This window comes from Pseudomonas fluorescens NCIMB 11764 (assembly GCF_000293885.2).
In the GTDB taxonomy this organism is placed as follows: Bacteria; Pseudomonadota; Gammaproteobacteria; order Pseudomonadales; family Pseudomonadaceae; genus Aquipseudomonas; species Aquipseudomonas fluorescens_B.
Genome location: NZ_CP010945.1, coordinates 6,968,001 through 6,980,613, shown reverse-complemented (window position 1 = coordinate 6,980,613; position 12,613 = coordinate 6,968,001). Strand labels below are relative to the sequence as shown.

Genomic DNA, 12,613 nt, shown 5'->3' with positions numbered 1-12,613 from the left:
GATCAAGGCTGATTGCACCTGCCTCACAACAGGTGCAATCAACTCCGTTTACGGCATCACCGGCGCCGTATACGTCAGCGTCGTCCCCAACGCCCACAGCAGAAACAGCACCAGCGGCGTGTGCACCAGCAGTTGCACGAACGAAAACCCGATCAAGTCCCGCGCCTTCAACCCCAGCACGCCCAGCAATGGCAGCATGTAGAACGGGTTGATCAGGTTCGGCAGGGCTTCGGCGGCGTTGTAGATCTGCACGGCCCAGCCCAGGTGGTAGTTCAGGTCGGTGGCCACTTGCATCACGTACGGCGCTTCGATGATCCACTTGCCGCCGCCCGACGGAATGAAGAATCCGAGGATCGCCGAGTACACGCCCATCAGCAGCGCGTAAGTGTCGTGGGAGGCAATTTGTACGAAAAAGGTCGAGATGTGGTGAGCCAGGGTTTGCGCGTCAGTGCCTTTGACCGTGGTCATCAGCGCGGCGATCGAGCCGTACAACGGGAACTGGATCAGTACGCCGGTGGTGGTCGGAACCGCGCGGGACACCGCATCGAGGAAACTGCGCGGGCGCCAGTGCAGCAGGGCGCCGAGCATGATGAACAGGAAGTTGTAGGTGTTCAGCCCGGAAATCGCGCTGATCGCCGGTTTGGTCGAGAACTCGTGGAACAGCCACCCGGCTGCCAGCAACACCAGCAGAATCGTCAGCAACGGGCTGTGTTCCAGCCATTCGCCGGGACGAGTGCGCGGTTGCAGTGGCGGCAGGTTGAAGCTTGGATCGATGCCGCAGGCTTTGGCATCACGGGCCGAGTTCGGGCCGGGTGCGGTGGCGTAGGCAATGATCAGCGAAATGACGATCAGCGCCAGCAACATCACGCCGGACTGCCAGAGAAAGATCGTCTGTGTGAAAGGAATCACCCCGGTGATCGACAGAATCGACGGCGGCAGGCTGGCCGGGTTGGCCTGCAATTGCGCAGCGGACGACGACAGGCCCAAGGCCCACACGGCGCCAAGGCCCAAATACGCTGCGGCGCCGGCCGCGCGGTAATCCATTTTCAGATCGACACGGCGGGCGAGGGCGCGCACCAGCAAGCCGCCGAACACCAGCGACAAACCCCAGTTCAGCAGCGACGCGACCATGGAAATCAGCGCCACCCACGCCACGGCGGAACGACCGTTCTTCGGGATTCGCGCCAGACGGTCGATCAGCTTCACGGCAGGCGGCGAGCTGGCGACCACATAGCCGCCGATCACCACGAACGCCATTTGCATGGTGAACGGGATCAGGCTCCAGAACCCGTCACCGAACGCCATGGCCGCGTCGGTGGGCTTGGCGCCCATGAACAGGGTGGCGACGGCGACGATAATCACCGCCAGCGCGGCGAACACCCAGGAATCGGGAAACCAGCGTTCGGCAAAACTTGAACAGCGCAGGGCAAAGCGGGCAGAGCGGGTATCTTCGATATCAGCAGCCACGGGAGTACCTCTATTTTTATGTTTGTTGTGGTCTTCCAGGCCGCAGAGGCCCGTCTGGACAGGTGCCAACAGTAAATCAAACGGTCATGTTTTGTGACGAAGTTTTACCTGGCTGAGACTTTGGTCTAACGGGTTGTCCACTGGCGCGTTTGCGTAGACCATGGGCGCCTTGGTTTTTTGCCTACACCAGAGTTTTTTTGATGACAGCCCATAACGATTCGCGCCCGGCACCGTTCAGCCGCTCGGACTACAAGACCCTCGGCCTCGCGGCCCTCGGTGGTGCGCTGGAAATCTACGATTTCATCATTTTCGTGTTTTTCGCCCTGACCCTCAGCCAGCTGTTCTTTCCGCCGGAAATGCCCGAATGGCTGCGCCTGCTGCAAAGTTTCGGGATTTTCGTGACCGGTTATCTGGCGCGGCCGTTGGGCGGGATCCTGATGGCGCATTTCGCTGACCGGCTGGGGCGCAAGAAAGTCTTCAGCCTGAGCATTCTGATGATGGCGCTGCCGTGCCTGCTGATCGGCATCATGCCGACCTACGCCCAGATCGGCTATTTCGCGCCGCTGCTGCTGCTGGCCCTGCGCATTCTGCAAGGCGCGGCGGTGGGCGGTGAAGTGCCGAGTGCCTGGGTCTTCGTCGCCGAGCACGCACCGGTCGCGCACCGTGGTTATGCACTCGGTTTCCTGCAGGCGGGACTGACCTTTGGTTACTTGATCGGCGCGCTGACGGCGACCTTTCTGGCACAGGCGTTCACCCCGGCGGAAATCCTCGATTACGCATGGCGTTACCCGTTCCTGCTGGGTGGCGTATTTGGCGTGATAGGCGTCTGGCTTCGCCGCTGGCTCAGCGAAACCCCGGTGTTCATGGCGATGCAGGCCAAGCGTGATGCCGCCGTCGAACTGCCATTGCGCACGGTTCTGCGTGAGCATCGCCTGGCCATTTTACCGGCGATGATTCTTACCTGCGTGCTGACCTCGGCGGTGGTGGTGTTCGTGGTCATCACCCCGACCATGATGCAGAAAACCTTCGGCATGACCGCCAGCCACACCTTCGCCCTGAGTGCGCTGGGCATCGTGTTCCTTAACGTCGGCTGTGTGCTCGCCGGGTTGCTGGTCGACCGCATCGGCGCCTGGCGCACCGTGATGCTATACAGCCTGTTGCTGCCACTGGGCATTGGCGTGCTCTATACCAGCCTGATCATTGGCAGCAACTGGATCGGTCTGGCGTACGCGATTGCCGGCCTCGGTTGCGGCGTGGTCGGTGCGGTGCCGTCGGTCATGGTCAGCCTGTTTCCGGCGCGGATTCGCGTTTCAGGGATTTCCTTCACGTACAACATTGCCTACGCCGCGTGGGCGAGTATCACACCGCTGTTGCTGATTGGCCTGATGCCGTGGAGCCCTTGGATCTGCGTGATTTTCTGCGCCGTGATGGGCGCGGTGGGCGTGAGCAGCGCGTTGTATTTCGGTGCGCGCATGTCCAGAACAGGCAGTTGCCCGGCGGCGGGCGCCATCTGATCGAAAATGGCGCGGCGGATATGACAACTATTTTTGTAGGACAAGCCTGAAACACTCTTCAGAAAGTATTCCCGAGGCCGATGGCTAGGCTGCATGCCGCTTTCTATCTCTGCCCATCGGTGCTTTCCCATGTTCAACAAACGCTTGAAGCAAGAGTTGTCGGCTCTTCGCGAAGAACTCTCCAGCCTTCAGCAAGTGAAGGAAAGTCTGGAAAGCGAGATGCTGGTCCTGACCCTTGATCCCGATGGGCGAATTCAATCGGTGAATCAGAACTTTCTCAGCGAGATGCTCTACAAGAGCCATGACCTGATCGATCGTCCGATCGAAGACATTGTGCCTCCCCACGTGAAGTCCGATGAATTCCACCACCGTTTCAAGGCTGCGCTGACCCGTGGCGAGCATTTCGCCGGTGCGGTGCGCCTGCTGCGTGGCGATGGCCAGGAGGCCTGGTTGCGCTCGATCCTGCAGCCGGTGCGTTCCTCGGACGGGCGGATCAAGCATTTCTCGATTTTTTCCAGTGACCTGACCCGCACCATCGAGGCCTCCCGTGAGCACGAAAACCTGATCGGTGCGTTGGTGCGCTCGACGGCGGTGATCGAATTCGACCTCGCGGGCAACGTGCTCACAGCCAATGAACGGTTCCTCAACGGCATGGGTTACAGCCTGGCGCAGATCAAGGGCAAACATCACCGTACCTTCTGTGATGCGCAGGAATACAACAGCGCCGAGTATCAGGACTTCTGGCGACGCCTGAATGCCGGCGAATATGTCGCCGGCCGCTTCAAGCGCGTGGATAGCCACGGGCGTACGGTCTGGCTGGAGGCGTCCTACAACCCGGTGGTCGACGCCAACAACAAGCTCTACAAAGTGGTGAAGTTCGCCACGGTGATTACCGATCAGGTCAATCAGGAACTGGCCGTCGCTGAAGCGGCGAACATTGCCTATGGCACCTCGCAGCATACCGATCAAAGCGCCCAGCGCGGCACCGCCGTGGTGACGCAAGCGGTGAACGTGATGCGCGACCTGGCCAAGCACATGCAAACCGCCGGCGAAGGCATCGAGGCCTTGAACGAGCAATCGCTGGTGATCGGCACCATCGTCAAAACCATCAGTGGCATTGCCGAACAGACCAATCTGCTGGCGCTCAACGCGGCCATCGAAGCCGCCCGGGCCGGTGAACAGGGCCGCGGTTTTGCCGTGGTGGCGGACGAGGTCCGGCAACTGGCTTCGCGCACCAGCCAGGCCACCGATGAAATTGTCCTGGTGGTCCGTCAGAACCAGGACATGGCGCGTAACGCCGTGTCCCTGATGACCGACGGCAAACTCCAGGCCGAACAAGGCCTGGCGCTGGCGGCAGAGGCGGGGACGGTCATTGTCGAGATTCAGGACGGCGCGCAGAAGGTGGTGAATGCGGTCGGACAGTTCGCCAATCAGCTGTCGAGTTGATGGTTAGCCTTTAAAAGATCGCAACCTGCGGCTGCTCCTACATTGGAATGGCGTACGCCCTGCAGGAGCTGCCGCAGGCTGCGATCTTTTCGACTGCTCGAACTCCCTATCTCGGGAAATCGCTACAATCGGCTCTTTTCCCAGGAGCAGATGCCATGAGCGCTTCCCACCGCCGCCCGGTTCCCTTGTCCAAGGCTTATCGCCTGCTCAATCATGGGCCGACCGTGCTGGTCAGCGCGGCCCATGACGGGCAGCGCAACATCATGGCGGCGGCCTGGGCCATGCCCCTGGATTTCGAACCGCCGAAAATTGCTGTGGTGCTGGACAAGTCCACCTGGACCCGGCAACTGCTGGAAGCGTCGGGCACATTCGTGCTGAACGTGCCCTGCGCCGCCCAGGCCGATATCGTGCAAACCGTTGGCTCGACGTCCGGCCTGGAGCTGACTCAGGGCCAGGGCCGGGACAAATTCCAGACCTATGGCTTGCAGACCTTCGGCGGCGAACTGATTGATGCGCCGATGCTCGAAGGTTGCGTGGCCTGGCTGGAATGCCGACTGCTGCCGGAGCCCGGCAATCACCAACAGTACGATCTGTTCCTGGCCGAAGTGATTGCCGCTCAGGCGGACGACCGCGTATTCAGCGATGGTCGCTGGCACTTCGAGGGGTACGATGCGTTGCGCACCTTGCACCACGTGGCAGGCGGGCATTTCCTGACAATCGGTGATCCGGTGGACGGCAAAACCCTACAGCCCTAAGACGTCACACCCAAACGTCATTTTCAGCCGTGCGCTCGCCGCCATTGCTGCCGGTGTTCAGCACGCCCCGGGGTTCGATCAGCAGGAGTTTCACCTCCTGCCCGGCGAACGGTTTGTGCTCGACCCCCTTGGGCACCACATACATTTCGCCGGCATTCACCAGCACGTGGCCATCGCGAAAATCGATGCGCAACTGGCCTTCGAGAACGATGAAGGCTTCGTCGGTATCAAGGTGGTCATGCCAGATGAAATCCCCCAGCAGCTTCACCACCTTGAACTGGTAGTCGTTCATTTCGGCGATGACCCGCGGTGTCCAGTGCGCGTCGATCCGGGAGATTTTTGCAGCGAAATTCAGGCTTTCGTAGGCTTTCATGGAGCAGCTCTCGTGGTTGATCGTGAAACCACGATAGCCACCGCAGCAGCGTGCTTCTTGTACGATTGTGCGTGGCTCAGCGGCGGTGCATTTTCATCCAGCGCGCTGGCGACAAACCGTAGGTTTTGCTGAACTGGCGGGTCATGTGGCTTTGATCGGTGAAGCCGGCGATCAGCGCGGCGCTGACCAGCGACTGGCCCTGAATCAGCAGCGAACGAACCAGGTCGAGGCGGCGCATGGTCAAGTAACGGTAAGGGCTGGTGCCGAACAACAGGCGAAAATCTCGCGACAGGCTCCAGCGATCCCGGCCGCTGTGGTGCGCCAGTTCTTCCAGCGTCACGGTGCGATCCAGTGCGCTGTGCATGTATTCCCGCGCGCGTTCCGCAGCCCTGTAGTCGAAGCTTGCATGCCTGGCAGTGACTCCGCCAGCGCTGTTCAAGGCTTGCGCCAGATCGAACAGTGCGTCTTGCGCTTCCAGCGGTTCGAGGGGGGTATCGAGGCTGCGCAGCAGAACCTCGGTGGCGGCGAACAGGCATGGATCGGTCGACAAACCGTTCTTGATGAACGGCAGTGGCTGACCGCCGAGCATCTGCTGGATAAGTGCCGGTTCTATGTACATCATCCGGTACTGGAATCCGAGCTCGGTCCCGGCTTCGCCATCGTGGATTTCGTCCGGGTGCAGCACGATCGTCCCACCGGGCAGGCTGTGGCGCCAACCGCCGCGGTACTGAAAGCGCTGCACGCCGGCGAGGGTGTGACCGATGGCGTAAGTGTCATGACGGTGCAGGTCGTAGCCATGTCCGGCAAAAAACGCCTCGAAGCGCTGCAGCCCCGCCACATCGGGCGCGCGGTGGAACCAGTCATTGTGCGGTGGGTGCCTGGTCATGCTGATCGTTGCCTGGAACTCGATGCCGGTCACGTTAACCCAGTGAGCGGTTGTCTGTCTTCTGGCCGATGTAAGCCCGCGCACGAGTAGAAAATCGAAGGCAAATGTTGCACTGTGTGACACATTCTCTGAAGCCAAGAAGGCGACCCGCATCATGGAAATGTCCCACCTGAGCTATGCCGCTCCGTTGTTGTCGCTGGCGCTGTTGTGGACGGTTGCCGTGGTGACGCCGGGGCCGAATTTTTTCAACATCGCGCAACTGGCTGCCAGCCAATCCAAACGGCACGGGGTGGTGGCCGCACTGGGCGTGGCCACTGGCACAGTGCTGTGGGGGCTGGCGGGCGGGCTGGGCATCAAGTCGTTGTTCAGTGCCGCGCCGACGCTCTACCTGAGCTTCAAGATTGCCGGTGGCTGTTATCTGATCTATCTGGGCTTGAAGCAGTTCAGGCGTAAACCGCCCGTGGTGGCGGGCAAGTCCGGTTCGATTGACGGAGCGGGGCGCACGCTACTGTCGGTGTATGGCCAAGGATTCCTGGGCAACATGACCAACCCAAAATCCGCCTTGTTCGTCGCGACCATCTTTGCGACGGCCATGCCCGCGTCCGTGCCGCCGATGTTACTGGCGCTGGCCGTGCTGACCATGGCGACCTTGTCCTTCAGTTGGTACAGCGGCGTTGCGCTGCTGTTTTCCAGTCGTCGGATGGCAGGGGCTTACGACCGTTCGCGTAAATGGCTGGATCGCTTTGCCGGCAGTTGCTACGTGCTGTTCGGTGCGCATCTGGTGGCCAATCGTTGAGGAATCCTGAATGAGCAAACTGCGGGTAGGCATTATTTTTGGCGGCCGTTCGGCGGAGCACGAGGTGTCGCTGCAATCGGCGAAAAACATCGTCGACGCGCTGGACCGGTCGCGCTTCGAACCGGTGCTGATCGGCATCGACAAGCAGGGCCACTGGCACCTCAATGATCCGTCGAACTTCCTGCTCAACCAGGAAAACCCGGCGCTGATCGCCCTCAACCAGTCCAACCGCGAACTTGCCGTGGTGCCGGGCAAGGCCAGTCAGCAACTGCTGGAAACCTCAAGTCAGGAGCTGCTGGGCCACGTCGACGTGATCTTCCCGATCGTCCACGGCACCCTGGGTGAAGACGGTTGCCTGCAAGGGTTGCTGCGCATGGCCGATCTGCCGTTTGTCGGCTCCGATGTGCTCGGGTCGGCGGTGTGCATGGACAAGGACATCAGCAAACGCCTGCTGCGTGATGCCGGGTTGGCCGTCACGCCGTTCGTGACCTTGACCCGCGCCACAGCGAGGCGCATCGGGTTCGCCGAGGTCCAGGGCAAGCTCGGCCTGCCGCTGTTCGTCAAACCGGCGAACCAGGGCTCGTCGGTGGGCGTGAGCAAGGTCAACGACGAAGCCGAGTACACGGCAGCAGTCGAACTGGCCCTGGGTTTCGATGAGAAAGTGCTGGTCGAGTCGGCCGTCAGCGGCCGCGAAATCGAATGCGCGGTGCTCGGCAACGAAGACGCCATCGCCAGCGGTTGCGGCGAAATCGTCGTGCGCAGCGGGTTCTATTCCTACGACAGCAAGTACATCGACGCACAGGCCGCTGAAGTGGTGGTCCCGGCCGACATCAGCCGCGAAGCCAGCGAGCGCATTCGAGCCCTGGCCGTCGAGGCGTTTCAGGTGTTGGGCTGTTCCGGTCTGGCGCGGGTCGATGTGTTCCTGACCGACAGCGGCGAAGTGCTGATCAACGAGATCAACTCGCTCCCCGGTTTCACCCGCATCAGCATGTACCCCAAGCTGTGGCAGGCCGCCGGCATGACCTACAGCGAACTGGTCAGCCGCCTGATCGAGCTGGCGCTGGAGAAACACCAGGCGCGGCAGGCGCTGAAGATTTCTCGCTAGGCTGCGCAGGACTATAAGGCTTACCTCCCGGTAAGCCTTTTCCTTGCCATGGCAAGACTCAATCCCCCAACGCTTCCCCCTCGCGTCGTGGATCCGCCCCACCCGCCAACGACGCTTTCCCCTGCGCATCCTTGACCCGGACAATCGCTTGAGTGCCGCTGGTCATGTCGATCTCGCTCACGCTATGCCCCTTGTCCTTCAACGCCTGAATCAGCTCCGCGCTGAACTGCCCCTGTTCCAGCTCGGTCGGGCCGTTGCGGCTGCCGAAGTTGGGGAGGTTGATGGCGGTTTGCGGGTCGAGGTTCCAGTCGAGCAGGCCGACGGTGGATTTGGCGACGTATTCAATGATCTGCGAGCCACCAGGAGAGCCGAGGGTGGCGAGGAATTCGCCGCTCTGGCGGTCGAAGATCAGGGTGGGTGCCATGGACGAGCGTGGGCGTTTGCCGGGTTCGACGCGGTTGGCGACTTTCTGCCCGTTTTCTTCGGGGATGAACGAGAAGTCGGTCATCTGGTTGTTGAGCAGAAAGCCTTGAACCATCAGGTGCGAGCCGAATGCAGATTCCACCGTGGTGGTCATCGACACCGCACCGCCCAGGTCATCGACCGCCACCACTTGCGAGGTGGAGATGCGCAGCGGCGAACGGTCCGGCGCGTAGGCCACCTGAATGCCCGGCGGCGTGCCAGGCTTGGCCGTGCCCATGCTGCGATCACCGATGAGGGCGGCGCGGCTGGCCAGATAGGTCGGGTCCACCAGGCCTTTGACCGGGACGGGCACAAAATCGCTGTCGGCGACATACAGTGCGCGGTCGGCATAGGCGAGACGCTCGGCTTCGGAGATCAGGTGCACGGCTTCCGGGGCCGGTTCGATGCCTGCGGAGCGGGTGTTTTTGACTGGTTTGAGTGGCGCCAGGGCATAACGCGGGTCGCGGGTTTCCAGCGCCTGCAAGGTGCCGAGGATCTGCGCCACGGCGATTCCGCCCGACGACGGTGGAGGCATGCCACAGACCTGCCAGCGTTTGTAATCGGAGCACAGCGGCGCGCGTTCCTTGGCGGAGTAGCCGTCGAGGTCGTTCAGCGACAGGCTGCCGGGGTTGGCGTGGCCCTGAACCTTGGCGACGATTTCCTGCGCGATAGGGCCTTTATACAACGCATCAGGACCTTCCTTGGCGATGCGTTTGAACGCAGCGGCCAGCGCCGGGTTTTTCAGTAGGGTGCCGACGGCTTTCGGGCTGCCATCGGTATTCCGGAAATACGCCATCATGTCTGGCGAGCGCTGCATGGACGAATCCGAAGCAATCAGCTGATGCAGGCGTGGCGAGATGGGAAAACCTTGCTCCGCGAGTTTTATCGCCGGTTCGAACAACTGCGCCCATGGCAGGCGCCCGTGTTTCCGATGGGCCAGTTCCAGCGCTCGCAACACACCGGGGGTGCCCACGGAACGACCGCCAATCTGCGCCTGAGTGAATGGCATCGGTGTGCCGTCGGCTTGCAGGAACAACTTCTCGGTGGCGCCGGCCGGCGCGGTTTCTCGACCGTCGTAAGTGCGCACGGTTTTACCGTCCCAGAGCACGATAAACGCACCACCGCCGATACCCGAGGATTGCGGTTCGACCAGCGTCAACACCGCTTGCATCGCAATAGCGGCATCAATCGCCGAACCGCCCTGACGCAGCATTGCTCGCCCGGCTTCGGCGGCGAGCGGATTCGCCGCTGCAGCCATATGCTTCGAGGCGTGCCGGGTCTGCAGGTCGGCGCGATAACCCGAGGCGGCTTCCGGTGCGATCGGCAACTTCGACGCGGGCGGAACGTTACACGCCGCGAGGGTTAATGCGCCGACAATCAGCGAAAGGGCTGGCAGGCGATAGCGATTCCAGTGAATGGCTGTAAACACGCGGGGCACTCCGTCCGTGGGAAAGGTCAGGGGACTTTATCGGCCGACAGCCAGTGACGCAAACCATGGCCGTTTTTGTCCTTCATCCATTGACGGAATTTCTGTAGGGTCAAGGGCAGTAGACGAGTCAGAAGATCAACAAGAGGCAGACATGCAGACCGACTTCCCCGCACAGCCGAGCTATGGCGCTCAGCGTGAACAGTTTCTGGCAGCCGCGAAGGCGGCTGGCGCGACATTGACCGAGTATCCGCACCCGCTCAAAGGACCGTTCGGGGAGTCTCTGAGCACCGATGTGGCGGTGCTAGGTGATCCGGCTGCCAAGCGCTTGCTGATAGCGCTGAGTGGCACTCACGGGGTCGAAGGCTTCTATGGCTCGGGCTGTCAGATCAAGTGGATGCAGGAGTTGGGCAAGCGTTCATTGCCGGCCGATGTCGCGGTGGTGTTTGTTCATCTGATCAATCCGTGGGGCACGGCGTGGCTGCGCCGGGTCAACGAAGACAACATCGACCTTAATCGCAATCACCTGAACTTCGAACATCCGCTGCCGGACAATCAGGCCTACGCCGCGCTGCATGAAATCTATGCCTGCACCGAGCTGACAGGCCCGGAGCGTGATCGCGCCGATGCACTGCTTGATCAGCAGATCCAGGAACACGGCTGGCCGGCGGTGATGTCGATTGTCGAGGGCGGCCAGCACAGTCATCCCGACGGTCTGTTTTACGGCGGACGAGCGCCGAGCTGGTCGAACCGCACATTGCACCAGATCCTTCAAAAACATGTCGCTCATGCCGATGTTGCGATGTGCTTCGACTTGCACACCGGCGCCGGGGAATACGGCCATCCGATGTTGTTGACCATTACCGAGTCCGCCTATCCAGCGTTGCCGGAGGCGCAGTCGATCTATGGACCGTGGCTCTACACGCTGCTGACCGGCGCCTACACGCTGAGCGAAACCGGTGTGGCGGCCACGGCCACCGGCTACACCTCGCAGGCGCTGATCGACGCGCTGCCGCAGGTGCGATTGATGCCCTTCGTGATCGAATGCGGGACTTATCCGGGAGCCGAGGTTCATCGTCATTTGCGCGACGACCATTGGCTGCATCTGCACGGCAATCCGAGTGATGCGGTCGGGCGGGAAATCAAACTGAATCTGCTGGAGCAGTTCTATCCTGCCGACAACGACTGGCAGGCGATGGTCTGGTTGCGTACGTGGCAGATATGGGAGCGGGCATTGTCCGCGTTGGCGTTGGTGCGATCCTGAGGCTTGCTCTTGTTGCCTGAAGTCACCTCTGTGATTTCGGAGCACTTTTCTCGAGGCATAAAAAAACGGCCTACCTTTCGGTAAGCCGTTTTTAGTACTTGGTGGCTACACAGGGACTTGAACCCCGGACCCCAGCATTATGAATGCTATGCTCTAACCAACTGAGCTATGTAGCCAAGTGGCGCGCATTATTGGCTCGTAATGATGATGTGTCAAGCGTAAATCTAAAATATTTCTCTACGCTTTCAACCGCTTATCCACCTGACCCGCAAAATCGGGCCAGGGGAGGGCATCAACCGAGCTGAAATCTCCCGGTATTGGCACTCAGCGCTTTGCTGCCTTGGCTCAAGGTGTCCGCAGCCAGGTTCACCGCCCGCGCGCCTTCGAGCAGGCGTACCGCCGCCTGATCGACTTGCTGGATGTTGCCGCTGACTTCGTCGGCGGTGCTGGCTTGCTCTTCTACCGCCGTAGCAATTTGCGCCAGGGTGTCGGTGACGCCTTGTACCGCGTGGGCAATTTCCCCGAGGCGCTCGCCCAACCCTGTGACCGACTGCGCATCGGATTGCGCCTGGCCGCACGCGGCTTCCATCAGGCTTACGGCTTCATTCACCGTGCTACGCAAACTGTCGACGGTGCCGGCGATCTGCGCGGTGGACGATTGGGTGCGTTGCGACAGGCTGCGCACTTCATCGGCGACCACCGCAAAGCCTCGACCCTGTTCACCCGCTCGAGCGGCTTCGATGGCGGCGTTGAGCGCCAACAGGTTGGTCTGCTCGGCAACCCCGCGAATGGTGTCGACCACCAACTGGATCTGCTGGCCTTGTTCGCTGACCCGTCCGAGTGCCGCCGCCGTTTCGTTCAAACGCTGGTTGAGCTGTTGAATGCTCGCGGTGGTACGTTGGCTGTCACGGCTGCTGTCGGCAGCAATGCGCTGGGTGTGCTGGGCGCTGCCGGAAGCCTGTTCGCAACTCTGGGCGACGCCTTGGGAGGTGGCGGCCAATTGCGTTGCCGCCGCCGCGATCTGACTGATCTGCAATTGTTGGGCTTCGACTTCGCCCAGCGCACCGCTGGAATGATGGTTGAGCGTGCGCACCGCATTACTCAGCTGCAGGGTTTCGT

11 protein-coding genes, 1 tRNA gene and 1 pseudogene are annotated in these 12,613 nt (G+C 61.3%); 7 read left to right on the top strand and 6 right to left on the bottom strand.

All coding sequences use genetic code 11. The features are described from left to right. Positions 1-48 precede the first annotated feature (48 nt). The gene (locus B723_RS31680; RefSeq protein WP_008037184.1) at positions 49-1,467 is read right to left on the bottom strand and encodes a short-chain fatty acid transporter; all 1,419 of its coding nucleotides are present in this window, start codon (positions 1,465-1,467) and stop codon (positions 49-51) included. Between the two features lie 200 nt (positions 1,468-1,667). On the opposite strand from B723_RS31680, the gene B723_RS31675 reads away from it, so the two are divergent. From B723_RS31675 to B723_RS31665, 4 genes and pseudogenes are all read left to right on the top strand, one after another. Further along, positions 1,668-2,981 (top strand): MFS transporter, encoded by a 1,314-nt coding sequence (locus B723_RS31675; protein ID WP_017340771.1) that lies wholly within the window; start codon positions 1,668-1,670, stop codon positions 2,979-2,981. A 93-nt stretch (positions 2,982-3,074) separates the two neighbouring features. Continuing rightward, a pseudogene (locus tag B723_RS34290) lies at positions 3,075-3,833 on the top strand (PAS domain-containing protein); the annotation flags it as partial. Then, positions 3,819-4,427, top strand: a complete 609-nt coding sequence (locus B723_RS34285) for a methyl-accepting chemotaxis protein (RefSeq protein WP_416740799.1) — start codon at positions 3,819-3,821, stop codon at positions 4,425-4,427. The pseudogene B723_RS34290 and the gene B723_RS34285, both read left to right, overlap by 15 nt. A 155-nt stretch (positions 4,428-4,582) precedes the next feature. Next, positions 4,583-5,182: a flavin reductase family protein gene (locus tag B723_RS31665; RefSeq protein ID WP_017340769.1), complete on the top strand. Its 600-nt coding sequence runs from the start codon at positions 4,583-4,585 to the stop codon at positions 5,180-5,182. A 4-nt stretch (positions 5,183-5,186) separates the two neighbouring features. On the opposite strand, the gene B723_RS31660 is transcribed toward B723_RS31665, so the two are convergent. Further along, entirely contained in the window at positions 5,187-5,555 is a 369-nt protein-coding gene (locus B723_RS31660; RefSeq protein ID WP_017340768.1) for a cupin domain-containing protein, read from the bottom strand. Positions 5,556-5,631: 76 nt separating this feature from the next. Continuing rightward, a complete protein-coding gene (locus B723_RS31655; protein WP_031319120.1) occupies positions 5,632-6,441 on the bottom strand; it encodes an AraC family transcriptional regulator in 810 nt (269 codons plus the stop codon). Positions 6,442-6,595: 154 nt separating this feature from the next. Between B723_RS31655 and B723_RS31650 the strand changes: the two genes are divergently transcribed. Together B723_RS31650 and ddlA are read left to right on the top strand one after the other, a co-directional pair. Continuing rightward, positions 6,596-7,237: a LysE family translocator gene (locus B723_RS31650; protein WP_017340766.1), complete on the top strand. Its 642-nt coding sequence runs from the start codon at positions 6,596-6,598 to the stop codon at positions 7,235-7,237. A 10-nt stretch (positions 7,238-7,247) separates the two neighbouring features. Next, on the top strand, positions 7,248-8,342 hold the full coding sequence (gene ddlA, locus B723_RS31645) for a D-alanine--D-alanine ligase (protein WP_017340765.1): 1,095 nt from the start codon (positions 7,248-7,250) through the stop codon (positions 8,340-8,342). A 58-nt stretch (positions 8,343-8,400) separates the two neighbouring features. Here the strand turns inward: ddlA and ggt are convergent, their stop codons facing one another. After that, positions 8,401-10,233: a gamma-glutamyltransferase gene (gene ggt, locus B723_RS31640; protein ID WP_017340764.1), complete on the bottom strand. Its 1,833-nt coding sequence runs from the start codon at positions 10,231-10,233 to the stop codon at positions 8,401-8,403. A gap of 151 nt (positions 10,234-10,384) precedes the next feature. On the opposite strand from ggt, the gene B723_RS31635 reads away from it, so the two are divergent. Beyond that, a complete protein-coding gene (locus B723_RS31635) occupies positions 10,385-11,494 on the top strand; it encodes a DUF2817 domain-containing protein (protein WP_017340763.1) in 1,110 nt (369 codons plus the stop codon). Positions 11,495-11,593: 99 nt separating this feature from the next. Here the strand turns inward: B723_RS31635 and B723_RS31630 are convergent. Further along, positions 11,594-11,670 (bottom strand) — tRNA-Met (locus B723_RS31630). Between the two features lie 116 nt (positions 11,671-11,786). Then, positions 11,787-12,587: a methyl-accepting chemotaxis protein gene (locus B723_RS34280; RefSeq protein WP_416740798.1), complete on the bottom strand. Its 801-nt coding sequence runs from the start codon at positions 12,585-12,587 to the stop codon at positions 11,787-11,789. Between the last annotated feature and the right edge of the window lie 26 nt (positions 12,588-12,613).